The organism is Nitrospirota bacterium, assembly GCA_016195565.1.
Classification (GTDB): domain Bacteria; phylum Nitrospirota; class Thermodesulfovibrionia; order Thermodesulfovibrionales; family UBA1546; genus UBA1546.
The window spans coordinates 1-24,280 of record JACPZK010000025.1 but is presented as its reverse complement, the minus strand read 5'-3'; the positions used below and the strand labels follow the sequence as shown (position 1 = coordinate 24,280).

Sequence of the window (24,280 nt, the reverse complement as noted above, 5' to 3'; positions counted from 1 at the left end):
ATAAACGGCAAAGGAGTTTACGAAGAGGCAAAGAAGATAAGGCCTGACATAAAGGCGCTTTTTTCAAGCGGTTATCCCGCTGACTTCATACACAAAAAGGGGATACTTGAAGAGGGGCTGAACTTCATATCAAAACCTGCTTAGCCTCATGTGCTTTTGAAGAGGATTAGGGAGGTGTTGGATAATTAGATTTTTTTAATGAGATAAAAACCTGCCGGATTTATCAGTAAGAATACCGAAAAATAATTGTATAAAAAATTGAAATATGTTTTATAATGAACTTTGCAAAAAAAAGGGGTTGTCATTCCGAGTGAAACGAAGGAATCTCGCTGTGAGATTGCCACGGGCTATGCCCTCGCAATGACGTTATGACTAAATTGGAGTTTCCATGCCAAGGACCTTTAAAGTAGAAAAATACCATACTGATATTGTTTCCAAAGGCACGCTGTTTAAGGCGCTGAAATACCTTGACAGGAAAAATATCGAAACTCCGTTTCTTCTTATGGACAGGGAAAAGGTAAAAGAAAAAGCCTCACTTATTGGGCAGAACATACGGAATTCAAAGGTCTTTTATGCTGTTAAGGCAAATCCCGATATTGAGGTAATCAAGCTTGCGGATAAACTTAATATGGGCTTTGAGATAGCCTCAGAGGGCGAGCTGAAGCTGCTTTCATCCATAGGCGTGGAGACTGAAAGAATCATATCAAGCAATCCGGTAAAGACCTTTAAGTTTTTGAAGATGGCGGCGTCATACGGGGTAAATTATTTTGCGTATGACTCTGAAGATGAAGCAGATAAGATGGCGAGATTCTTGCCGGGCTGCAATGTCTATGTGAGGCTTTCAGTGCCTAATGAAGGAAGCGAATGGCCGCTGAGCAAGAAATTCGGAGTTGAGATTGATAAAGCTGCGGAACTGCTTTTTTATGCGCGTAACAAAGGGCTTAATCCTGTCGGCGTTACCTTTCACGTTGGGTCGCAGTGCACAAATATTTACAACTGGAACAGCGCTCTGGATAAGGCAAGGGCTTTATGGGACATTGCGGAAGAGAAAGGCATAAAGCTGAGCCTGTTGAATATCGGAGGAGGGTATCCGATAAAATATACAAAGAATGTTGTTGATGTTGACGCCATTGAGAAAAACATAGACAAGCTCATCCGCGAGAAATTTCCGCGGGATGTAAAAGTAATTATAGAGCCGGGCCGGGCCGTTGTAGGAGATGCAGGCATATTTGTAGCCTCTGTGATAGGCAAGGCAAACAGGGGAGATGACAACTGGCTTCATATTGACGTCGGAGTCTTTAACGGCCTGATGGAGAGTGTCGGCGGCATAAAATACAGCTATATCGTTGAGACCTCAAGGCAGGCAAGGCACAAGAAAAAATGGACAGTGGCAGGCCCGAGCTGTGACAGCTTTGATGTTATTGACAAAAATGTAAACCTGCCTGAGCCTGAAACAGGCGGGCTTATTCTTATACTTTCAGGCGGGGCATATACAATATCCTATGCATCAGAGTTTAACGGGTTTTCAATACCGAAGACTATTTTGATATAAAGTGTCAGTGGACAGGGTCAAGTGAACTATTCAGTAGCATAAGTATGAAGTGATGTGTCATTCCGCACTTGATGCGGAATCCAGTTTTTTGTTTTTCTGGATTCCTGCTTTCGCAGGAATAACATGAAAAAAGGCATGACTTAACACTGATTTAAATTATAGGAGGAAAAGATGATAAGATTTTATGAAAAAGATCCGTATGCGCCTATTCAGTATACCTATGAGGTTGAAAATATTCTCTACAACGGGAAGAGCAAGTTTCAGGAGATTATGGTTATCCGGAATCCTCATTTCGGCAAGATGCTTATCCTTGACGGTGTAGTGCAGATAACCGAGAGAGATGAGTTTTTCTATCATGAAATGCTCACGCATGTCGCGCTTCATGCGCATCCCGCTCCCAGGAAGGTGATTATTATCGGAGGAGGAGACGGAGGCGCTGTCAGGGAAGTCCTGAAGCATAAGACAGTGGAAAAGGTATATTTTATTGAAATAGACGAAGAGGTGATAAACGTATCCAGAAAGTTCTTTCCGGAGGTTGCCTGTGATGTTGACGATCCTCGTGTGGAGATAAAATGCATGGACGGAGCCGAATTTATAAAAGGACGGGATTCCGACATTGACGCTGTTATAGTTGATTCAACGGATATAGTCGGCTTTGCCACAAGTCTTTTTACGAAGGAGTTTTTTTCGTCTATTAAGAATTGTCTGACCAAGGACGGGTTTTATGTTACCCTTTCAGAATCTCTCCATTTTCATAAGGACATTGTCATAGAGGTTCAGGAGACGATGAAGGCGGTGTTCCCCGTGGTTGACATATATACTGCTCCGATTGCAACTTATGCCGGCAACTGGTGGACCTTCTCCGTTGCTTCAAAAGGCCTTTCCCCGCGTGATATGAGGAGAAAGTTTGAGGTAAATACAAAATACTACAGTGATGAGATACACCAGCAGGCTTTTCTTCCGAAGGGCATGTATGAGAGGCTGATGCAGAGGAAGCTTGAATGGTAATCTGCCACATCTTGACACGGGAATCTATTTCCTGATAAATTATTAGCACTCTCCTGTTGAGAGTGCTAACCGGCGTGAGGTATCAGATATGCTTGATGAAAGAGACAGAGAAGTGCTCTGTGCGATAGTTCAGAGCTATATAAATAATCCGGACCCTGTAGGGTCAAGGTTTATCACAAGGAAGTATGCCTTCAGCCTCTCGCCTGCTTCCATAAGAAATATAATGTCTGACCTTGAAGAGCTGGGGTTTCTCAGACAGCCTCACACCTCTGCGGGAAGGGTGCCTACGGATAAAGGCTACAGATTTTATGTTGATTATCTGTGTTCTCATGAACAGCAGTATGATAACCGGGCGTTTTTCAATGAGATTACCAGAGAGCTTGAGTCCATTAAAAACGATATAGACGTCCTGCTCAGCGAGGCAACAAAGAGGCTGTCCAATTTTTCACATTACCTCGGCGTGGCGCTTTCTCCCAAGTCAGGTTCAGCGACATTTAACAGGATTACGCTGTTAAAACATAGAAGAAACCATGTGGTGACGGTCCTTTTTACGGATGAAGGGCTGGTGAGGAATAAGGTTGTGGATGTTGATTTTGATTTGACGCAGCGCGATCTTAACAGGATAGCCTCATACCTTAATTCTGAGTTTTACGGGTTTAACCTTAACGATATCCGGACCAAAATAGTAAGGGAAATGTCCGAGGAAAAGATATTATGCGACACCCTTATCTCAAGGGCCATAAGGATATGCAGAGAGGTGCTTTCGTCTCCATCCGGGAATATATTTATTTCAGGATTTACAGAAGTCCTCGGACTGCCTGATTTTTCGGATGTTGAGAAGATAAAAGAGATTTCAAGGGCCATGGAGGACAAACACCTGATTATAAAACTGCTTGATAAGTTTTCAGAATCCGCCAAAGACGAAGTTCAGGTCATAATAGGTTCTGAAAATTCTCTGGCAGGGATGAAAGGGTTCAGCATTGTGGCGGCAACTTACAAAGAAGGCAGCAGGCCTGTCGGCAGTGTCGGGGTAATCGGCCCGACACGAATGAATTACTCAAAGACCATAGCGATGGTTGATATAGTTTCAAAGTTCATAACAAAGGTGATAGAGGGGAAATGAGTTGAGACATAAAGCTAAGAAAAAGATAGAGGAAAATATGACAGAGGATAATTCTCCTCCGCCTCAGGCGGAGGAGTTTCATGAGCCGGATTTACCCGTCTTAGGGTTACCTGCCTCCGGCAGCGCCAAAGGCAACCAGGGCGGACAGGAAGAGGCTGAGCATTGTATTGCGGCAGAGACACCCGAAAGCGCCGCTCCGGAAGCAGGAAAGTTAGAACAGAATCTTGAAGAGGAGCTTGGGAAGGAGAAGGACAGGTATCTGAGGTTGTACGCTGAATTTGATAATTACAAGAAGCGGGTCGCAAGAGACAAGGAAGAATTAATAAAATACGGCAATGAATCCTTGCTGTATGAACTGCTTTCTGTTATTGATAACCTTGAGATGGCTATGAAGCACTCGTCAAATAATACAGCATCCGCTACGGGCGGCGGAGGGCTTGCGCAGGGAGTGGAGATTACCCTTAAGGAGTTTCTCAGGGTGATTGATAAATTCGGACTCTCGCCGATTGACGCATCAGGCAAGATGTTTGACCCTTCGCTGCATCATGCGATGACTCAGGTGGAGAGGGATGATATTGATGAAAATATGGTAGTGGAAGAATTCAGAAAGGGCTACATGTTCAGAGAGAAGGTATTAAGGCCGTCATTGGTTGCCGTATCGAAAAAGCTGGCTGAAAGCAGTCAGCTGTCAGTCGTCAGTCAAGAAAAAAACACAGAAAAAGAAAACATAGAGGAGGAAGCATAAATGGCAAAGGCAATAGGAATAGACCTGGGCACAACGAATTCTGTTGTTGCAGTTGTTCAGGGCGGAGAGTCTGTAGTTATCCCGAATCAGGAGGGAATGAGAACAACGCCTTCTGTAGTTGCATTTACAGAGAAGGGCGAGAGGCTTGTAGGACAGATAGCAAAAAGGCAGTCTATTACAAATCCTGAAAACACGATATTTTCAATAAAGAGGCTGATGGGGAGAAAATACAACACGCCTGAAGTTGAACATGCGAAAAAGCGGCTGCCGTATAAGATAGTTGAAGCGCCTAATGGAGATGCGCATGTTGAGATAAGAGGCAAGCGTTATTCGCCGCCTGAGATATCGGCAATGATACTCCAGAAACTCAAACAGTCTGCGGAAGATTATCTCGGAGAGACTGTGACCGATGCTGTTGTAACAGTGCCTGCTTATTTTAATGACAGCCAGCGTCAGGCTACGAAGGATGCAGGGAAGATTGCAGGGCTTAATGTCCTAAGGATAATCAACGAACCGACAGCCGCCTCTTTGGCTTACGGCATGGATAAGAAGAAAGAAGAAAAGATTGCTGTTTATGATTTAGGCGGCGGCACGTTTGACGTATCCATTCTTGAAATAGGAGAAGGCGTAATTGAGGTTAAGTCTACAAACGGCGATACATATCTGGGCGGAGATGATTTTGACATCAAGATTATTGACTGGATGGTGGAAGAGTTTAAGAAAGATCAGGGCATTGACCTCAAGCATGATAAAATGGCTTTGCAGAGGCTTAAAGAAGCCGCAGAGAGGGCCAAGATTGACCTTTCAACTGCAATGGAAACAGAGATAAACCTTCCGTTTGTTACAGCGGACGCAACAGGCCCGAAGCACCTTTTGATGAAACTTTCAAGGGCGAAATTTGAGCAGCTTACAGGAGATCTCATAGAAAATACAACAGGGCCTTGCAAGAATGCGCTTAACGATGCAAATTTATCCGCCTCAAATATAGATGAAGTTCTTCTTGTCGGAGGACAGACCAGGACGCCAAAGGTTCAGCAGACTGTTCAGAGCTTTTTCGGGAAGGAGCCCAATAGGACAGTTAACCCTGATGAGGTTGTCGCTGTCGGAGCGGCAATACAGGGCGCAGTGCTGAAAGGAGACGTCAAAGAGGTGCTTTTACTTGATGTTACGCCTCTGTCTCTCGGCATAGAAACGCTCGGCGGAATATTCACTAAGATAATAGAAAGGAATACTACAATCCCGACCAAAAAGAGCCAGACCTTCTCAACAGCATCAGACAATCAGCCTGCTGTTACAATCAAGATATGCCAGGGTGAAAGAGAAATGGCGTCGGATAATAAGCTGCTTGGAAACTTTGAGCTTATAGGCATTCCGCCTGCGCCGAGAGGAATTCCGCAGGTAGAAGTAACTTTTGATATTGATGCAAATGGGATACTTCACGTGTCTGCCAAAGACCTCGGCACAGGAAAAGAACAGTCAATAAGGATAACCGCTTCAAGCGGGCTTAGCGCAGATGAGGTGAAAAATATGACGCGTGATGCCGAGTCCCATGGAGAAGAAGATAAAAATAAGAAACAGCTCGCAGAGGCCAGGAACGAAGCTGACACGATGATATACAGCGTGGAGAAATCTCTGAAGGAATACGGAGACAAGCTGAACGAATCTGAGAAGAAGGATATTGAGGCTGCTCTTGAAAAGTGCAGGAAGGCAAAGGACTCAAGCGCTGATGCTTCTGAGATAAAGTCTTCTGTTGAAAGCCTTATGAAGGCATCGCACAAACTTGCGGAGCATATATATAAAGCAGCCGGAGACCAGCAGGCAGCTGCCGGAGCAGGAGCCTCAGGCGCAAAACCTTCGGAAGAAGATGTTGTTGAAGCTGAATTTGAGGATGTAGATAAAGACAAGAAGGGAAGTTAAAAGTTATAAGTTGAAAGTTAAAAGTGAAAGATTGGCTATTTCTTAAAACTCTTAACTCTCAACTCTTAACTCTCAACTTATAACTATGAAAGATTATTATGAAATCCTTGGTGTATCAAGAGATGCTTCTGAGGCTGATTTAAAGAAAGCCTTCAGACAGCTTGCTATGAAACACCATCCGGACAGAAACCAGGGCAATAAAGAGTCCGAGGAAAAATTTAAAGAGATAAATGAGGCATACACATGTCTCTCCGACCCTGACAAAAAGTCTAACTATGACAGGTTCGGGACAGCCGAGGGCATGGGCGCAGGGTTCAGTCCTTTCGGGGCAGGGTTTGGCGATGTATTTGAGGACCTCTTTGGAGATTTCTTCGGCACCTTTACAGGACAGCGAAGAAAGCGGCCTGCAAAGGGCAATGACCTTAGATATGACCTTGATATAACACTCATGGAAGCGGCATTCGGCGCCGAAAAAAATATTGAGATTCCAAGATGGGAAAACTGTGCTGACTGTAAAGGAACAGGCGCAGCGCCGGGAAAAGCGCCGGCAACATGCCCTAACTGCAAAGGCTCAGGACAAGTCAGATTTCAGCAGGGTTTTTTCAGTGTTTCCAAGACATGCGGCAAGTGTCATGGCGAAGGCAGGATTATCACAGACCCGTGTAAACCATGCAAAGGACAGGGCAGGATTAAAAGATACAGGGAGATAAACGTCAGGATTCCTGCCGGTGTTGATACGGATTCAAAGCTAAGAATGTCAGGAGAGGGAGAACTTGGACTTTATGGAGGCCCTCCGGGCGACCTGTATATATTTATTAATGTAGAAGAACATCAGTTCTTTAAGAGAGAAGGAATGACTTTATACTGTAAAGTGCCTGTCTCTTTTCCTCATGCCGCGCTCGGCGCTGAGATTGAAGTTCCAACAATTGACGGCGTTACAAATTTAAAGATTCCTCAGGGCACGCCCTCAGGCAAGGCATTTCATCTTAAGGGCAAGGGGATGCCGAGAATCGGAAGCCATCAGCGCGGCGATCAGATTGTGATTGTGAATATAGAAGTCCCGAAACACCTTACCTCGCGGCAAAAAGAGATACTTGAGGAATTTGCAAAGATAAACGGTGATGAGGTTTCAAAGGGGTTCAAAGAAAAGCTGAAGGACCTGTTTGCAGGGATGAAGACGTAATTTCCCTTATTTCAATTTACCACGACTGCATTTCTCTTTTTAATTCTTCAATAGTGATTGATTCTCCGCGTTCAACTGCTTCTCTGCCCTTCTTGACTTTATCAACAACGAAAAGTTCATACATTATGTCGTCGATGGTTGCTGTCTCAGGCAATTTTGAAATTGTTTTTATTGCCTCTTGTTTTAACGTTTCCATTTTATGCCTCCCTTTATCCGGTATATTTTTATATTATCACTTTCCTTCATTTAATTGCTTCTGTGGGCTGCGACTCTTTATTACAGGCTTCAAAAAATAGAGCCGTCACATTTAATCATTTTCGGGCAATCTCCTTTTTAAGCGGGCGCTGTCCGCTATTTTCACTTTTAAACTTGCCATAGCCCATTTTTCTGTTCTGCCTTTCTCAGCGTTAGATTCAGGATAACGTTCGGTGGCTACACGAACGTGTACGCCGCTTGTTATCCGATGTAGTCGCCAACTCTTTCAATCAACTGTTTTGCAGTTCATGTTGAACGGCGTCAGTAAGGAGGTTAAAAACCAACTCACCACCGAGAATAACACAATTGTTTACTGTGTCCACTGACAATCCGTTTGGAATTGTATCCCAATCTAACCTTACAGCAAATTCAGCAGGATCATCTACTTCAAGTCGGCTACCTTCGTGAACCAATGGACAACGAAGAAATTTATAAATAATGTATTCAAAGGAGAAGAACTGATTAAACTTAGGAACAGATATGTTGTGAATCTGAGGTCTTCCTTTGCGACGCATTTTTGATTTAAGGAATGCTTCGAATCTTTCTCCAACCTTGGCATTTGGGTTTGTTTCTCGGGCCAGCGCATCAACAGTGCAAAGAAGCAAAAGGATAGAACCATATTTACGTCCATTTTTGTACAAAAAAATGGCATCATCAAGTAGCCATGAGAGGCTTCTATTCATCGGTGGTTTACTCATAAGTTCCCTTGGCGACTATAGCTGCTAACTTCTTCACATCCGCAATTAATTGCGCATACACCGCCAAAATGGGGGGATAGACGCAATGCAGATATCCCAATTCGCTGCAATCACAAGAATTCTATCAATCCAGCTTTTTCTTGTCAATCTCTCTTTTGCAGGGATATAATACATTCCAAAAGAATTAATAGGGTGGAGTTGGCAAGTCAGAAATTTTTTTATTGTCATTCCGCACTTGATGCGGAATCCAGTCGTCTTATTCATCTGGATTCCTGCTTTCGCAGGAATGACGTGAGGATTGTATGCGAATCATATTGAAAAAAGAAGAGATTAAGGGAAACAGGATAACCTTATCCGGTGAAAAGGCGCGGTATCTTATATCCGTGCTGAGGTGCCGCGCAGGCGATGAGCTTCAGGTCTTTGACGGCGAGGGCAGCCTCTATAAATCCAAAATTGCAGGGATTGAAAATAAAAAAATAGTCATAGATTTGTTAGAGCAGATTTCTCTCAATGCTGAATCGCCTCTTAATCTGACACTTGTTCAGGGGATTCTCAAAGGAGAGAAGATGGATGTGGTTGTCCAGAAGGCGACAGAACTCGGCGTTAAAGAAATCATTCCGGCCATTACAGAAAGAAGCCAGATAAGGCATACAAGAAAAGTTGACAGGTGGAGAAAGATTGCAGAAGAGGCGTCAAAGCAGAGCGGAAGGACAATAGTCCCTGTTGTGCATGAGCCGATGGAGTTTAATTCACTGCTTGCTCAAGATGTCATTGCGAGGAGTGAGATTCCTCACCTGTCATTGCGAGACTCACAAAGTGAGACGAAGCAATCTCAAAACAGGTTCGGAACAGGCGCCGCAATCTTTAAAGGTGTAATTGCTTCGCCGGAGCCTGCCCTGAGCGATAAAACGAGATTGCTTCGCTCTGCTCGCAATGACAAGAGCGAAGGGGCTCGCAATGACACAAGGGAAACAATAAAGGGTTTTATCTTCTGGGAAGAGGGCGGATTGCCTTTGAAGGAAGCAATAAAGCAGTCAGCCGTCAGCATTCAGCATTCAGAAAACTCTCAACTTTTTGTCTTGGTTGGCCCTGAAGGCGGATTTTCAAAGGAGGAAGTTAGTCTCGCAGTCTCTAAAGGGTTGATTACTGTATCCTTGGGTAAACGTATACTCAGGGCAGAGACAGCGGCAATTTCAGCAGTGGCGCTTATTCAGTTTTTATTAGGAGATATTTAGCTCAGTCTTCTTTTTCTTTTATAGAGATTATATTTTCCACAGGTATAACTATCCAGCCTGACTCAGCCTGAAGGTAAACTTCTGTTTCTCCGATTTCAATAAGCTTGCCTTTGTAGGTAGTTTCCAAGGCTAAAACTTCTACATCTTTCCCGACAAGATCCTGCATCTAATTAATTCTCCTTCAACTTGATTATTCCCTGTAGTTTGTTACAGGTTCCCATATTCTGTCATTCTGGCTTGTCCAGAATCTTTCTTCCAGAGGGATTCCCGACAGGCGGGAATGACAAGAAATAGAGATCCATTTTAACTTTTAACTTATTTTTTTAATTTCTTATATATTCTTACCGGTGTGCCTCTGAAAGAGAATCTTTCCCTGAGGCATTTTTCGATATATCTTATGTATGAATCTTTTATTCCTGCCGGATAGTTGCTGAAAATTACGAATGCCGGCGGCTCTGTTCCTATCTGGGTCATATAAGGAATTTTTACCTGCCTGCCTTTATACAGAGACAGAGGGACGCCTGAAGTAACGTCCTTTATGAATCTGTTTATCGCCGGTGTTGGTATCCTCTTTTTTCTTTCAGCAATTATTTCATCAATTACAGGAAATATCTTTGTTATCCTCTTCTTTTCCATGCCTGACACTGAAATTGCCGGCGCATGATTTAAGAACCACATTTTTCTCTGCAGTTCCGGAACAATTTTTTTATAGGCAGTTTCAGGTTCGTGCACAAGGTCCCATTTGTTAAGGAGGAATATGGCGCCCTTTGCGCAGCTTTCAACAAGGCCCGCAATTTTCTGGTCCTGTTCCGTTATTCCGTCCGACGCATCAAGAACTATGAGAGCAATGTCGCATCTCTCTATGCTCCGCATTGCTCTTACCGCTGAAAACCTTTCAATAGAAAATCCGAGTTTGCCTTTTTTCCTTATTCCGGCTGTATCAATTATCAGATACTTATTTTTATAGTATGAACAGACAGAGTCAACGGCATCCCGCGTAGTTCCCGGCAAAGGACTTACTATCATCCTCTTTTTGCCAAGGAGCGCGTTTACAAGCGTTGACTTGCCTACATTAGGCCTTCCGACAACAGCAATCCGCGGGTAGGCTGATTCCTCTTTGCTTAATTGAGGCAGAAGTGAGGCAATCCTGTCCATGAGTTCTCCGAATTCATAACCTGTGACAGCTGATACAGGAAGGAGTTCATCAGCGCCTAAGGCATAGAAATCATAAAGCCTCTCTTCTCTTTTAGGTGTGTCTATCTTGTTCACAACCCATAATATCTTTTTGCCTGAAGCCCGTAATGTTTTTGATAGTTCAATGTCAGCAGGCGTAAGCCCTTCTTTGCCGTCAAGGAGATGTATTATGACATCTGCCTCTTCAATCGCAAACGCTGCCTGTTCCTTCATCTGCTTTGAGATGTCCTCTGAGGGCTCGGTGTAGAATCCTCCTGTGTCAACTGCAATAAATGCCTTGTCTTCCCATACAGCCTCCATATAGTTCCTGTCTCTGGTTACATTAGGCACATCTTCAACAATAGCCGCAGAAGAACCGACCATCCTGTTAAAGAGGGTAGATTTGCCTACATTGGTCCTTCCAACAATTACAACATAAGGTCTTGCCATAGAATTTACCGATTGTTAAATTTTACACCAAATACAGCACAGTCAGATTTTCAGCTACGAGACCTCAAAGATAAATTCAAGTTCAACAGGTGAATTAAGAGGAAGGACATTTGCCCCCACTGCCGCTCTCGCATGCCTTCCCAGTTCTCCAAATATCTCAAACATTAAATCAGAAGCAGCGTTAAGGACATTCGGCTGTTCCGTAAAGTCAGGCGCTGATGAAACATAGCCCGTTATCTTTACACACCGCCTGATTTTATTAAGGGTTCCAAGATTTGCTTTCAAAATTGCAAGGGCGTTTATCGCTGCTGTGCGCGCATCTTCCCTTGCCTCATCAACAGTCACCTTCTCTCCGACACGCCCCTCTCTTGTAAGTTTGCCTTCGACTAAAGGCAGTATTCCGCTTAGAAAAACGAGATTGCCTGCCCTGACAAGCGGGACGTATGAGCCGAGAGGCTTTGGCGCATCCGGCAGTTCAATGCCGAGTTGTTTCAGCCGTTCTTCGGGTGTCATCATAATCCTAATTCCTCAGGAGTCCCAATCCTTCCGAGAACTGCTGATGCCGCGGCAACTGCCGGGTTTGAGAGATATACTTCACTTTCAGGATGTCCCATCCTGCCTACAAAGTTTCTATTGGTTGTTGCAAGCGCTCTTTCGCCTTTTGTAAGTATTCCCATATGCCCGCCGAGACACGGCCCGCATGTCGGTGTTGATACAACAGCCTCGGCATCAATGAATATATCAAGCAGCTTTTCCTTCATAGCCTGTTTGTATATTTGCTGTGTTGCAGGAATAACTATCAGCCTTACATTAGGATTAACTTTTCTGCCTTTAATCACTTCCGCAGCCTCTCTTAAATCCTCAAGCCTTCCGTTTGTGCATGAGCCTATGACAACCTGATCTATTGCAACTTCAAACAGTTCAGCGGCTGGTTTTGTATTTGACGGAAGGTGAGGGCAGGACACTGTCAGCGGTATCTTTGAACAGTCGTATTCTCTGGTTTCAACATACTTTGAGTTTTTATCGGATTTGTATAATTTAAATTCCCTCTTTGCCCTTCCTTTTACGTATTTTTTTGTAATCTTATCAGGAACGATTATCCCGCTCTTGCCTCCAGCCTCGATAGCCATGTTGCACATTGTCAGCCTTCCGTACATCGGAAGACTGCTTATAACTTCCCCTTCAAATTCCATTGCCATGTATAAAGCTCCGTCAACTCCGATATCGCCTATCGTATGAAGTATAAGGTCTTTTCCTCCGACCCATTTATTGAGTTTGCCGTAGTATATAAATTTCATTGACTCAGGAACCTTGAACCAGCACTCGCCTGTTGCCATTGCGGATGCAACATCTGTTGAGCCAACTCCTGTTGAGAATGCGCCCAATGCTCCGTAAGTGCACGTATGGCTGTCAGCGCCTATTACGAGGTCTCCGGGAACGACAAGCCCCTGCTCCGGAAGCAATGCATGTTCAATTCCCATTCTGCCAATCTCAAAGTAAAGGCCGAGATTATATTCTTTTGAGAAATCGCGGAGCATCTTGCACTGCTCGGCAGCTTTTATATCTTTCTGCGGCGCAAAATGGTCAGGGATAAGGGCGATGCGGTTTCTGTCAAAAACATCCTTTGCTCCGATCTTCTTGAATTCCTGTATTGCTATTGGCGCAGTAATGTCATTTGCAAGAATTAAATCAACCTTTGCATTAATCAGTTCTCCGGGCTCAACCTTTTTTTTGCCTGCATGTGCTGAGAATATCTTTTCCGTGATAGTCATATCTTCTCCAAAACAATAAGATTTAGAAAACTATTATATCTCTACTCTGGGATGATTGACAAGGGAGGAACGTTCCGAGAGGTAGAGAGTATTTTAAATAAGATTTTTTATTGAAGACCCGGCAGGCGGCGTTTGAAAATCTTTCGGAAGTGGAATCCATAAATCGTAAGGGTAATTGCAAGCGGAAAAAGCCGGGGCCGGCGGAACAAAGACCAGAAAAAAAGCTTCCAGTAATAGATTCTCTCCTTTCCTATTATCCCCAGGCGGAAAATGGATTTGAAACCCGCTTCAAGATGACTGAACCTGAAATGAAACGTTTTTGCCTGCATCGGCTTATATTCTTTCAAGAATTTTTTGACCCGTGCATAGTAATATTTGGGAGAATAAATAGTGTGAACGACTTTTCTATATCCGCTGATAAGCGTTTCATGGTTCATCTTCGGTTTGAAGTTTATAGAAAAATCAGTATTGTCTCCTGATGCTGCGCTTAACAATCTGCCTTCTTTTTTTAGACGGTGGTAGAGTTTAGTGCCGTGAGGGGCATTCAGCAGCCCTACCATTGCAGTAGCAATTCCGCTTTCCTGGATAAATACAATAAGCCGTTCAAAGATAGAGGCCGGATCTTTATCAAACCCAACGATAAATCCTGCCTGGACCTCTAACCCTGAACGTTGGATTTTTTTGACACAGGCTATGAGGTCACGATTTTTGTTCTGAATCTTGCTGCACTCAGCCAGACTCTCTTCATTTGGAGTCTCGATCCCAATAAAGACCGTGTTAAACCCTGCCTTAACCAGCATATGTATAAGTTCTTCATCATCAGAAAGGTTGATGGATACTTCAGTAGAAAGTGTGAACGGGCGGTTTCTTTTTTCCATCCATTCGATGATTGCAGGAAGGACTTCCTTTTTTAACTTCACCTTATTGCCGATAAAGTTGTCATCAACAAAGAATAAACCGCCCTTCCATCCGCGCAGGTAGAGGTTTTCCATCTCTGCCACTACCTGTTCTTTTTCTTTGGTCCGCGGCACGCGCCCATACAGCACAGTGATATTGCAGAATTCGCAATCAAACGGGCATCCCCTTGAATACTGGATGTTCATTGATGCATATTTTTTTAAATCTGCAAGCTCCCATAGCGGGAATGGAGTATCTCTCATGTTTGCACGTTGATGCGATGTGTAAAGATGCTTGAGTCGTCCATTTTTCAAATCATCAAGGAAAGGCGGAAGGGTAATCTCAGCCTCATTGAGCACAAGATGGGCTACATCCCTTTCAAACTCTTCAGGGATGGATGTGAACAACGGCCCGCCTGCAACAATCTTGACTCCGAGAGCCTTGCACCTGCTGATTACTGTTTTTACTGACTCTTTCTGAATTGACATGGCGCTGATAAAAACATAATCAGCCCATAAGAGGTCTTTATCCTTCAGAGGGTTAACATTTATATCAACAAGCCTTTTCTCCCATTCTGCAGGAAGCATCGAAGCTATGGTCAGCAGTCCCAAAGGCGGGAGGCTTGCCTTTTTGGAAATGAATTTCAGAGCGTATTTAAAGCCCCAGAAGGTATCAGGATATTTTGGATAGACAAGAAGAATTTTCATAATAAATGTATGTTATTAGGTTAACATTACGATAACTATTTCTTCCTCATCACCAGTTTATTCAGGGCGTTGATATAAGCCTTTGCCGCTGCTACTATGATGTCTGTGTCAGCGCCGTTGCCTCTGACGGTCTTTCCATTTTCTTCGAGAGACACCATAACCTCTCCGAGTGCGTCAGTCCCTCCGGTAATGCCTTTTACCTCAAATTTCTGGAGTCTGCTTTTTGTTTTTGTTATTGAGGCAATAGCTTTATATGTTGCATCTACAGGGCCGTCGCCTGTCGCTGTTTTCCTTACAACCTTGCCTTTAACCTTCATCCTGATTGCTGCCTTCGGCTCTTTTTTCATCCCGCTTGAAACGGAAAGTCCGGCAAGCTGATATATTTCAGGTGTCTTTGATACCTCTTCTGATACAAGGGCCTCTATGTCTTCATCAAAGATATGTTTTTTCTGGTCAGCAAGATGCTTTAGTTTTACGAATGCGCTTTCGATTTCTTCAGGCGTCAGGTCATACCCGAGTTCTTTTAATCTTGTTTTAAACGCATGTCTTCCCGAGTGTTTGCCGAGAACGAGTTTTGTGCTCTGAAGCCCGATGCTCTCAGGCCTCATTATCTCGTATGTCGTTTTCTCCTTTAGAAGCCCGTCTTGATGTATCCCCGATTCATGGGCAAAGGCATTTGCTCCTACTATCGCCTTATTCGGCTGTACAGGTATGCCTGTTATCTTTGTCACAAGCCTGCTTGATCGGATTATCTCTTCGGTATTTATATTCGTCTCTGCATTAAAAAAGTCCCTGCGTGTCCTTAGTGACATTACAACTTCTTCCATGGAACAGTTTCCGGCACGCTCTCCGATTCCATTGATTGTGCATTCAACCTGTCCTGCGCCGTTGATTATCGCAGAAAGGGAGTTTGCAACAGCAAGTCCGAGGTCATTGTGGCAATGGACGGATATTACAGCCCTGTCTCCAATCCTGTCTTTTATTACCTTTATCATTTTCCCGAATTCATCAGGCATCGCATATCCTACGGTATCAGGGATGTTTACTGTTTTTGCGCCGGCATCTACAACAGCATCAACTACATCAAGGAGATAACTCACATCAGTTCTTGTGGCGTCCATCGGCGAAAATTCAACATCATCAACGAAACTCCGTGCAAGTTTTACCATTTCAACAGACCTCTTTAATGCCTCTTCACGGCTTACTTTGAACTGGTATTTAAGGTGTATGTCCGAGGTGGAATGAAATGTATGAATTCTCTTTTTGCGGGCATCCCTTAATGCTTCCCATGCCCTCTTTATGTCTTCCTCTTTTGCCCGCGCAAGGCTGCATATTATAGGCCCTTCAACCTCATCTCCGATTCTCTTTATTGAATCAAAGTCTCCCTGCGAGCTTATTGCAAAGCCTGCCTCTATGATATCAACACCGAGGCGCGCAAGCTGTTTTGCAACCTGAATCTTTTCATCAACGTTCATTGACGCGCCGGGTGACTGCTCGCCGTCGCGAAGGGTTGTGTCAAATATTTTTACTGTCCTCATTGTTTTCCCTCTGTCAGCGGTAAGTTTTTAAACTTCTTGTAATAAATGTATGAGTTTTCCATTATGCCTGCAGTTAGATATATCATTGCAAAAACAAATAATGCTATCTCCGGATGCATGATCATAATGGCAAAGGCCACAGCGACGGCAACGAGTATCCAGAAAGGTTTTCTCCTTTTTAAATCAAGCTCTTTTGCGCCATGAAATCTTAGTGTGCTGACCATGAGTATTGACAGCACGAAGGCGAGGAATAGTATGAAAGCGCTTTTTGGACTGGACCAGTTCATTTCCTTATAGAAGATAACCGTTGCTGCAACAACAGACGCTGCTGCCGGGATGGGCATTCCTGTAAAAGATTTTTTTTCAGTAGAGCCCATCTGGACATTATACCTTGCAAGTCTCAGAGCGCCGCATGCCACAAAGAGGAAGGCTGCTGCCCATCCTATCCTTCCAAACTCCAAAAGGGACCATTTGTAAAGTATTACAGCCGGTGCAACTCCAAATGATACAAGGTCTGACAAAGAATCAAGCTCTATACCAAATCTTGTAGTGCTGTTTGTGAGGCGCGCAATCCAGCCGTCAAGGCCGTCAAAGACAACAGCTATCATTATGGCCCATGCAGCGGGGACGTAGTCGCCTCTCAGCGCTGCGAGTATTGCGTAAAATCCGGCGAACATCCCGCACATTGTCAGGCTGTTCGGTAATATGTATATTCCTTTTCTCATAAACCTCAAACTAAGTTATAAATTGAGAGTTAAAAGTTAAGAGTTTTTGAATCTTAAACTTCTAACTTCTATAACGCCTATTATCGTTTCTCCTGCCCTTACCCTATCTCCTAATTTTACCTTAATGGCGGTGTCTTTTGGCAGGTACACATCAAGCCTTGAACTGAATTTGATAATCCCGTATCTCTCCCCGCGCTTTAAGCTGTCTCCGGTATTTGCCCTGCATACTGCCCTTCTTGCAACATAGCCTGCAACCTGTCTTACAAGTATATCGCCATATTTTGTATCGAGCGTCATCTCAATATTTTCATTTTTGAATGATGCCTGGTCTTTATATGCAGCCATGAATTTGCCTTTATTGTGCTGTATGTTTTTGATTTTTCCGTCGCATGGCGCGCGGTTCACATGCACATTGAATGGCGACATGAAAATGCTTATTTCTTTTACATCAGCCTTTAGGTGTTCTTTCTCAAAGACATCTTTTATTAAGATTATCCTGCCGTCTGCCGGAGATATAAAAAACCCTTCTCCTTCCGGGGTTTCCCTTTCAGGATCCCTGAAGAAGTAAAACATGAAAACTGTAATAACGAATGGCGCTATTACCATCCATTTTCCACCTAATAACAAAGCAACAATTGTTGTGGCGGCAAAAATTATTATATAAGGATAACCCTCAGATGCGAGTTTCATGCCTTTGACTTATCTACGAGCTTGCCTTTTTTGAGCCACGGCATCATGGCTCTGAGTTTTGCGCCTACTTCTTCTATAGAGTGTTCTTCGCCTTTTCTGGTGAGCGCGTTAAAGACAGGCTTGTTTGCCTTGCATTCAAGCATCCATTCCTTTGCGAATACGCCGGATTGTATTTCTGTGAGTATCTTTTTCATTTCATTTTTGGTTTCTTCCGTTATTATCCTCGGCCCCCTTGTCAGGTCTCCATACTGGGCGGTGTTGCTTATGGAATATCTCATTGTGGATATACCGCCCTCGTGTATGAGGTCCACAATAAGCTTTACCTCATGGAGGCATTCAAAGTATGCCATTTCAGGAGAATAACCTGCCTCAACAAGTGTTTCATAACCTGCGAGAATTAGCGAGGTAAGGCCGCCGCAGAGCACGACCTGTTCACCGAAGAGATCCGTCTCAGTTTCTTCTCTGAATGTTGTCTCTATTATCCCTGCCCTTCCGCCTCCGATGCCTGATGCATAAGCGAGCGCAACAGCCTTTGTATCTTTTGATGGATCCTGATGAATTGCGATAAGACATGGGACACCGCTTCCTTTCGAGTATTCTGACCTTACAAGATGCCCCGGGCCTTTGGGAGCCGCCATAAAAACATTAACATCATGAGGAGGCACTATCTGTCCGAAATGTATGTTAAAACCATGTGCAAATGCAAGATATGCTCCTTTCCTGATATTAGGGGCGATTTCTTCTTTATAAATGTCTGCTGCGTATTCATCAGGAACAAGCATCATTATTATGTCTGCTTTCTTTGCAGCTTCTGATGGCGTTTGGACCTTAAAACCTGCCTTTTCTGCTTTTTCCCAGCTTGAGCCTTTTCTTATGCCGATGGTCACATCCATGCCGCTCTCTTTAAGATTATTGGCATGTGCATGCCCCTGACTGCCATATCCTACAATGACAATCTTTTTGTTCTTAAGGACGCTCTTCTTTGCATCTTTATCGTAATAAAGTTTGATCATAAATTCCTCCATAGGGTATTGAATTTGGGATATATTATATTACAGATGCAAAGTTTTTTCTATCACGAAACAAAAAAGTGGGTTGCAGGATGGCATTATCTCTTCGCTCATTCTCGGTCGTACCGACCTCCGAGGTATTTTGCCTCATGATTTATAGCATATGATGTTTGAATATCTGCAAAATAAAACCGCTCAAAGACAATGCCATCCTGCTTTAGTATGATAGTCTAATAGTCTAATTTGACTAAATATCGCGGCTGGTTTATATTTTACTGTGGCTATGATACAGAGCATGACGGGATTCGGCTCAGCTGAAAAAAACGGTTTCAGGGTGGAGATACGCTCTCTGAATCACAGATTTATGGATATTTCCATGAAACTTCAGCAGTTATCGAGCGAGCATGAAATTCCCATGAGAAAGATGCTTAAGGAAAAGTTTGCCAGAGGCAAATTTGATGTTTCAGTTTCATCGGCGGGGGATAGCAAGGCAGGGCTTAAATTCAATGAGGAACTTGCTAAGGATGTATACGAAAGCCTTAAGGCCTTGCAATCACGGCTGTCAATACCGGGAGCCATAGAGATACAGACACTTCTAAGTTATAAAGAACTTTTCCTTGCCGGGAGGCAGGAATATGACAGCGGTTTGCTGTATGGCGCATTTAATGAGGCGATGGAGCAGCTTGAAAAGATGAGAGTCGAAGAAGGAAGGGCGATAGCAGAAGACATTTCTAATATGGCAGACAGAGTGGAGTCTCTCAACAAAGGCCTTTGGTCCATTATGCCTGATGTTATTGCGGATTATAAAGTTAAATTCCATGAGAGGCTGAGGGAGATTCTTGAGGGCGTGGAATATGACAGAGACAGAGTTTTACAGGAAGTTGCCATTATGATTGAAAAGAGAGATGTAACAGAAGAACTGACAAGGATAGATGCCCATATAAAGCAGTTCAGAAAAATTCTTCAAAGTGGTGATATAATAGGCAAACAACTGGATTTCCTGACACAGGAGTTCAACAGGGAAGCAAATACCGTTGCATCAAAGGCAGGCGATTATAGAATCGCTAATATTATCATAGAGATGAAGAGCGAGATAGAAAAGATAAGAGAACAGGTGCAGAATATACAATAGACGGAAGTTAAGAGTTTAGAGTTGCGAGTTAGTAAAACCTCATAGTTTGTCATTCCCGCAGTCAGTAAGCGGGAATCCAGACAGTTAAGGAACTGGATGCCCGATTAAAAACTTCGGGCATGACGGATAAAGTTTTATGTGTCTTTACTTATGAACTGATTAGTAAGAGTTAAGAGTTTTTTCATTTCTATAATTTTTAACTTTACACTCTTAACTCTTAACTTTTTTAGGGGTGAATATGAAAAAAGGTTATTTAGGCCCGGCGCTTGTAAACATAGGATTCGGAAATGTAGTTACAGCATCAAAGGTTGTTGCTATAGTTACTCCCGGTTCTGCCCCGATGAAGCGGCTTAGAGAAGAGGCAAGAAAACAGGGCAAGCTTGTGGATGCAACAGAGGGAAGGCGGACCCGTTCCATAATAGTTACCGACAGCGACCATATTATACTCAGCGCCCTGCAGGTTGAGACCATTACGCAGAGATTTTTTGAAGGAAAGACTGAAACCGATGAAGAGGGAAAATAAGGGGAGGCTGTTTATCGTCTCCGCTCCTTCAGGAGCAGGGAAGACTACTTTGTGCCAGAATCTAACAGGAGCAGGGAAGACCACTACATGTCAGAATCGCAGTTCAATACTCCAAAATCTGAAACATTCCGTTTCTTATACGACAAGGCCCATGAGACACGGGGAGATTAATAACAGGGATTATACGTTTATAAAGGAAGATGTGTTCCGGCGTATGGCAAGGAGAGATGAATTTATAGAGTGGGCAGAGGTTCATGGCAACCTGTATGGCACTTCCAGAAAGAGGCTTGACGCTATGCTGGATAAGGGCATAGACGTTATACTTGATGTAGATACGCAAGGGGCAAGACAGATAAGAAAAAAATACAAAGACGGTATTTATATTTTTATTCTCCCTCCCTCATTGAGAGCGCTTAAGGAGAGGCTTAAAAAAAGGATGTGCAATTCAAAAGAAGAAATACAAAGAAGGCTTAAAAGGGCAGTTGATGAGATACGGGAATACAAAAAATATGATTATGTTATAATAAACACCGTGTTTGACACGGCGATAGAGGAGATGAAGGCTATAATATCTTCGGAAAAGTTACGTACAGATAATATAGATCCATTATGGGCAAAGAAAAATTTTTTAACGCGGAGGGTGCAGTAAATGGATATTATTTCGCTTCCAGTAGAGATTGATATGAAGAAAATTGACGGCAGATACAGGCTTGTGATGATAGCTTCACAGAGGGCTAAAGAACTCTCTGTGGGTGTTAAACCAAAGATTCAGACAAAGTCAAAAAAAGTAACTGCCATAGCTATTGAAGAGGCAGCTCAGGGCAAGCTTGAGTTTCTCGTAGGTGAAGAGGCGATAAAAGCAAAAGAAGAGGCAAAGAAGTTTGATTACAGAAGGCTGCTTGAGGAGAAGAGAAGAGAAGCCACGCCTGAAGAACTAACGGAACTAGAGAAAGACCTGAAGGTATATCTGCACGAAAAAGAGACTATGGACAAGAAGGCGCTTGAAGAGCTTTTCGGTGAAAAACAAGAAGAAGGTATTGAAGAATAAGAAGATACTTCTGGGTGTAGCAGGCGGGGTAGCAGCTTATAAGTCTGTTGATTTAGTCAGAAGACTGAAAGATGAAGGGGCGTCAGTTACTGTAATAATGACTGATGCCTCAAAAAATTTTATTACCCCCTTGTCGCTTGAGATAGCTTCCGAAAACAGGGTCTGTTCAGGTATTTTTGACGACCCCATGTCCCACATAAATCTTCCCAGAGAGGCGGACCTTATGTTAATCGCTCCCGCCACTGCAAATATAATAGGCAAGTTTGCCAATGGAATAGCCGATGACCTGCTGAGCACATGCTTCCTTTCTTTTAAAGGGAAAGTTGTCATTGCTCCATCAATGAACTGGAGGATGTACGATAATCCTATTTTTCAGGAAAATCTCAGGCGTTTGATATCTTATGGCGTTATTCAGGCCGGTCCTGACAAGGGAACCCTTGCATGCGGAGAAGAAGGAATCGGAAGAATGGCTGATGTCAGTGAAATCATAGAGACAATAAAAGCAGCCTTCAGCAAGAAAGACTTTTTTAAAAAAAAAGTTATCGTAACCGCAGGGCCGACACGCGAATATCTTGACCCTGTAAGATTTCTTTCCAACAGGTCATCCGGCAAGATGGGGTATGCAGTTGCAAGGGCATGTATAAGAAGGGGCGCTGAAGTTATACTGATTAGCGGTCCGTCCTGTTTAGAGCAGCCTCATGGCTTGAAGTCATTTTTCCGTGTGGAGACAGCGCAGGAGATGAGAGATGCAATGTTTAAACACCTTACTGAGACTGATGTTGTTATAATGGCTGCGGCTCCGGCAGATTTCTCTCCGGAGAAGAAAGAAAAGACGAAGATACATAAAACCGATAAACTTCTTGTTAATCTCAGGAATACTCCGGATATCCTCTCAGAGATAGGAAAATTAAAAAGAAGACCATTGCTTGTGGGTTTTGCTGCGGAAACAGGCAGAAGGCTTGACAGGGCAAAGAAAAAGCTCATACAGAAAAATGCAGACATTATTGTTTTTAATAATGTTACGGCAGTTGGTTCCGGCTTTGATGTAGATACAAATGAGATAACGATTATAACAAAAAATAAAGAACTGTCATTGCCTCTGACGACAAAGGATAATGCTGCGGAGGCAATACTGGATGCTGTTTCAGATGCCATGAAAAAACAGGCTAAGTCCTGACCTAACAGGAAAATCTTTGAGAGGACACTTTACAACTAAATTCTATGTGGATATATGGTTTAAATCCTGTTCTTGAGGCATTGAGAGCACGAAGGAATATAAAAGAGGTCTATATCTCCTCAGGACGGCATGAGAAGCTTTTCCTTATAAAAAAAGAAACAGAGAGCAGAGGGATTGCTCTCAGGATAGTTGACGTTGCTTTTTTTAATGAGAGATTTCCCAAGGGGCATCAGGGGATTGCAGTAAAGGTTTCTGAAAAAGGATATATGGATCTTTACGAACTCCTTAATATCCCTGAAAAGAAAAACGAAATCCCGTTTTTTCTAATCCTTGACTGTATAGAGGACCCCGGAAATGTAGGTGCGATCTTAAGGTCTGCTGATGCAGCAGGCGTGCATGGAGTGATTGTGCAGGAACACAGGTCTGCAGGATTAAGCCCTGCTGTATCAAAGGCATCTGCAGGCGCGGTCGAGTATGTACCGGTGTCACAGGTAAGTAATATAAAACATGCAATTTCTGAAATGAAGGAAAGAGATATTACAATAATAGGAGCTGAAAGCGGCTCAGGGAATATGCCATGGGATGTTGATTTCAGTGTGCCTGCCGGTCTTGTCATCGGTTCAGAGGGCAGAGGTTTAAGAAAGACAGTATCTGAAAAGTGTGATTTTGTTGTCAGTATCCCAATGAGGGGCAGGGTTAATTCCTTGAATGTTTCGGTTGCCGGCGCTGTGCTTATGTTTGAAGTTTTACGGCAAAGAGTTAGAAAAAATTAGATTTGGCGAGAAAAAGCCAGATAACTTCAATTATCCTTGAATTTCAACAATTGACCATGCTATACTACATGCCTTATATTATTCAGTTATAAAAAAATGAGCAGGTGAAGTGTTGTCTTTTTCTGCTCTGTGTTTTTTGACAATATAATTACAGGGTTAGCTGAGAGCGCCACCGTAGCTCAGTTGGTAGAGCAGTTGATTTGTAATCATCAGGTCGGGGGTTCGAATCCCTTCGGTGGCTCCACGGAGAGGTTCCCGAGTGGCCAAAGGGAGCAGACTGTAAATCTGCCGGCTCTGCCTTCGGAGGTTCAAATCCTCCCCTCTCCACCAGTAAACTTTACTGGAGTTAACAGTTGAAAGTTAAAAGTTGAGAATTTAAGGTAAGGATTAGGATTTAAATTTTTAACTTCTAACTTTTCACTTTTAACTTTATGTGCGGGAGTAGCTCAGTGGTAGAGCGTCAGCCTTCCAAGCTGAGGGTCGCGGGTTCGAATCCCGTTTCCCGCTCCAGCGAATTTTACTTCGTAAAATTCGCAGTTAGAAGTTAAGAGTTAAAAGTTAGAAGTTATGGAGAGATTATTTTGAAACTTTTAATTTGTATTTTTTCACTTTTAACTTTGGTTGGTTGCCCATGTAGCTCAGTTGGCAGAGCACATCCTTGGTAAGGATGAGGTCACCGGTTCAATCCCGGTCATGGGCTTGTGGAAAATTAACTGAGAGTTAGAAGTTAAGAGTTAAAAGTTGAGAGTTGAAGAAGCTGAAAAAGGTCTTAAAACTTTTAACTTTTCACTTTAAACTTTGTGTATAAAGGAGGCAATAATGGCGAAGGCAAAATTTGAGAGGACGAAGCCGCATTGCAACGTAGGGACGATAGGGCACGTAGACCACGGCAAGACCACACTGACGGCAGCAATAACCAAAGTGCTGTCATTCAAGGGACAGGCGCAGT

General features: G+C 43.4%; 26 protein-coding genes and 4 tRNA genes. 19 read left to right on the top strand and 11 right to left on the bottom strand.

Annotated features, from left to right (window positions below; all coding sequences use genetic code 11):
* The 7 genes from HY035_08380 to dnaJ form a co-directional block, all read left to right on the top strand.
* The coding region (locus HY035_08380) for a hypothetical protein (protein ID MBI3378395.1) at positions 1–144 on the top strand (144 nt) is incomplete at its 5' end.
* Positions 145–388: 244 nt separating this feature from the next.
* On the top strand, positions 389–1,552 hold the full coding sequence (locus HY035_08375) for a type III PLP-dependent enzyme (protein MBI3378394.1): 1,164 nt from the start codon (positions 389–391) through the stop codon (positions 1,550–1,552).
* 171 nt (positions 1,553–1,723) lie between these two features.
* Positions 1,724–2,560, top strand: a complete 837-nt coding sequence (gene speE / locus HY035_08370; protein ID MBI3378393.1) for a polyamine aminopropyltransferase — start codon at positions 1,724–1,726, stop codon at positions 2,558–2,560.
* 88 nt (positions 2,561–2,648) lie between these two features.
* Positions 2,649–3,683 (top strand): heat-inducible transcription repressor HrcA, encoded by a 1,035-nt coding sequence (hrcA, locus tag HY035_08365; GenBank protein MBI3378392.1) that lies wholly within the window; start codon positions 2,649–2,651, stop codon positions 3,681–3,683.
* 1 nt (position 3,684) lies between these two features.
* The gene (gene grpE, locus HY035_08360) at positions 3,685–4,428 is read left to right on the top strand and encodes a nucleotide exchange factor GrpE (GenBank protein ID MBI3378391.1); all 744 of its coding nucleotides are present in this window, start codon (positions 3,685–3,687) and stop codon (positions 4,426–4,428) included.
* Positions 4,429–6,345 carry a molecular chaperone DnaK gene (dnaK, locus tag HY035_08355; protein MBI3378390.1) on the top strand — a complete coding sequence of 639 codons (1,917 nt, stop codon included), beginning with the start codon at positions 4,429–4,431 and terminating at the stop codon, positions 6,343–6,345. It abuts the gene before it with no gap.
* 85 nt (positions 6,346–6,430) lie between these two features.
* Positions 6,431–7,528 carry a molecular chaperone DnaJ gene (dnaJ, locus tag HY035_08350; GenBank protein ID MBI3378389.1) on the top strand — a complete coding sequence of 366 codons (1,098 nt, stop codon included), beginning with the start codon at positions 6,431–6,433 and terminating at the stop codon, positions 7,526–7,528.
* Positions 7,529–7,544: 16 nt separating this feature from the next.
* On the opposite strand, the gene HY035_08345 is transcribed toward dnaJ, so the two are convergent.
* Together HY035_08345 and HY035_08340 are read right to left on the bottom strand one after the other, a co-directional pair.
* Positions 7,545–7,724, bottom strand: coding sequence for a hypothetical protein (locus HY035_08345; protein ID MBI3378388.1), 180 nt, complete (start codon positions 7,722–7,724; stop codon positions 7,545–7,547).
* A gap of 289 nt (positions 7,725–8,013) precedes the next feature.
* A complete protein-coding gene (locus HY035_08340) occupies positions 8,014–8,481 on the bottom strand; it encodes a hypothetical protein (GenBank protein MBI3378387.1) in 468 nt (155 codons plus the stop codon).
* Between the two features lie 302 nt (positions 8,482–8,783).
* On the opposite strand from HY035_08340, the gene HY035_08335 reads away from it, so the two are divergent.
* Positions 8,784–9,716 carry a 16S rRNA (uracil(1498)-N(3))-methyltransferase gene (locus HY035_08335; protein ID MBI3378386.1) on the top strand — a complete coding sequence of 311 codons (933 nt, stop codon included), beginning with the start codon at positions 8,784–8,786 and terminating at the stop codon, positions 9,714–9,716.
* Between the two features lies 1 nt (position 9,717).
* Here the strand turns inward: HY035_08335 and HY035_08330 are convergent, their stop codons facing one another.
* From HY035_08330 to ilvC, 9 genes are all read right to left on the bottom strand, one after another.
* Positions 9,718–9,882, bottom strand: a complete 165-nt coding sequence (locus tag HY035_08330) for a hypothetical protein (GenBank protein ID MBI3378385.1) — start codon at positions 9,880–9,882, stop codon at positions 9,718–9,720.
* A gap of 149 nt (positions 9,883–10,031) precedes the next feature.
* Positions 10,032–11,339, bottom strand: a complete 1,308-nt coding sequence (gene der, locus HY035_08325; protein ID MBI3378384.1) for a ribosome biogenesis GTPase Der — start codon at positions 11,337–11,339, stop codon at positions 10,032–10,034.
* A 54-nt stretch (positions 11,340–11,393) separates the two neighbouring features.
* A complete protein-coding gene (locus HY035_08320; protein ID MBI3378383.1) occupies positions 11,394–11,855 on the bottom strand; it encodes a RidA family protein in 462 nt (153 codons plus the stop codon).
* Positions 11,852–13,111, bottom strand: a complete 1,260-nt coding sequence (leuC, locus tag HY035_08315; protein MBI3378382.1) for a 3-isopropylmalate dehydratase large subunit — start codon at positions 13,109–13,111, stop codon at positions 11,852–11,854. Before leuC ends, HY035_08320 begins: the two co-directional genes overlap by 4 nt.
* 107 nt (positions 13,112–13,218) lie before the next feature.
* Positions 13,219–14,715, bottom strand: a complete 1,497-nt coding sequence (locus HY035_08310; GenBank protein ID MBI3378381.1) for a B12-binding domain-containing radical SAM protein — start codon at positions 14,713–14,715, stop codon at positions 13,219–13,221.
* Between the two features lie 35 nt (positions 14,716–14,750).
* Entirely contained in the window at positions 14,751–16,253 is a 1,503-nt protein-coding gene (locus HY035_08305; GenBank protein MBI3378380.1) for a 2-isopropylmalate synthase, read from the bottom strand.
* Entirely contained in the window at positions 16,250–16,978 is a 729-nt protein-coding gene (gene pssA / locus HY035_08300; GenBank protein ID MBI3378379.1) for a CDP-diacylglycerol--serine O-phosphatidyltransferase, read from the bottom strand. The genes HY035_08305 and pssA overlap by 4 nt, the downstream gene beginning before the upstream one ends.
* 36 nt (positions 16,979–17,014) lie before the next feature.
* The gene (locus HY035_08295) at positions 17,015–17,668 is read right to left on the bottom strand and encodes a phosphatidylserine decarboxylase family protein (protein ID MBI3378378.1); all 654 of its coding nucleotides are present in this window, start codon (positions 17,666–17,668) and stop codon (positions 17,015–17,017) included.
* The gene (ilvC, locus tag HY035_08290; GenBank protein ID MBI3378377.1) at positions 17,665–18,678 is read right to left on the bottom strand and encodes a ketol-acid reductoisomerase; all 1,014 of its coding nucleotides are present in this window, start codon (positions 18,676–18,678) and stop codon (positions 17,665–17,667) included. The genes HY035_08295 and ilvC overlap by 4 nt, the downstream gene beginning before the upstream one ends.
* Positions 18,679–18,955: 277 nt before the next feature.
* Between ilvC and HY035_08285 the strand changes: the two genes are divergently transcribed.
* The 11 genes from HY035_08285 to tuf all read left to right on the top strand — a co-directional run.
* Positions 18,956–19,810, top strand: a complete 855-nt coding sequence (locus tag HY035_08285; protein ID MBI3378376.1) for a YicC family protein — start codon at positions 18,956–18,958, stop codon at positions 19,808–19,810.
* A gap of 238 nt (positions 19,811–20,048) precedes the next feature.
* Positions 20,049–20,333: a DUF370 domain-containing protein gene (locus HY035_08280; protein MBI3378375.1), complete on the top strand. Its 285-nt coding sequence runs from the start codon at positions 20,049–20,051 to the stop codon at positions 20,331–20,333.
* Complete coding sequence (gene gmk / locus HY035_08275) at positions 20,317–20,982, top strand: guanylate kinase (GenBank protein ID MBI3378374.1); 666 nt, start codon at positions 20,317–20,319, stop codon at positions 20,980–20,982. Before HY035_08280 ends, gmk begins: the two co-directional genes overlap by 17 nt.
* Positions 20,983–21,381, top strand: a complete 399-nt coding sequence (gene rpoZ, locus HY035_08270; GenBank protein ID MBI3378373.1) for a DNA-directed RNA polymerase subunit omega — start codon at positions 20,983–20,985, stop codon at positions 21,379–21,381.
* The gene (gene coaBC, locus HY035_08265) at positions 21,350–22,558 is read left to right on the top strand and encodes a bifunctional phosphopantothenoylcysteine decarboxylase/phosphopantothenate--cysteine ligase CoaBC (protein ID MBI3378372.1); all 1,209 of its coding nucleotides are present in this window, start codon (positions 21,350–21,352) and stop codon (positions 22,556–22,558) included. Before rpoZ ends, coaBC begins: the two co-directional genes overlap by 32 nt.
* A 44-nt stretch (positions 22,559–22,602) precedes the next feature.
* On the top strand, positions 22,603–23,331 hold the full coding sequence (gene rlmB / locus HY035_08260; GenBank protein ID MBI3378371.1) for a 23S rRNA (guanosine(2251)-2'-O)-methyltransferase RlmB: 729 nt from the start codon (positions 22,603–22,605) through the stop codon (positions 23,329–23,331).
* Positions 23,332–23,499: 168 nt separating this feature from the next.
* Positions 23,500–23,575 (top strand) — tRNA-Thr (locus HY035_08255).
* 1 nt (position 23,576) lies between these two features.
* Positions 23,577–23,661 (top strand) — tRNA-Tyr (locus HY035_08250).
* A 105-nt stretch (positions 23,662–23,766) separates the two neighbouring features.
* Positions 23,767–23,841, top strand: a tRNA-Gly gene (locus HY035_08245).
* 117 nt (positions 23,842–23,958) lie between these two features.
* Positions 23,959–24,031, top strand: a tRNA-Thr gene (locus HY035_08240).
* A 119-nt stretch (positions 24,032–24,150) separates the two neighbouring features.
* Positions 24,151–24,280, top strand: a 130-nt coding sequence (gene tuf, locus HY035_08235) for an elongation factor Tu (protein MBI3378370.1), incomplete at its 3' end; no start/stop codon positions are given.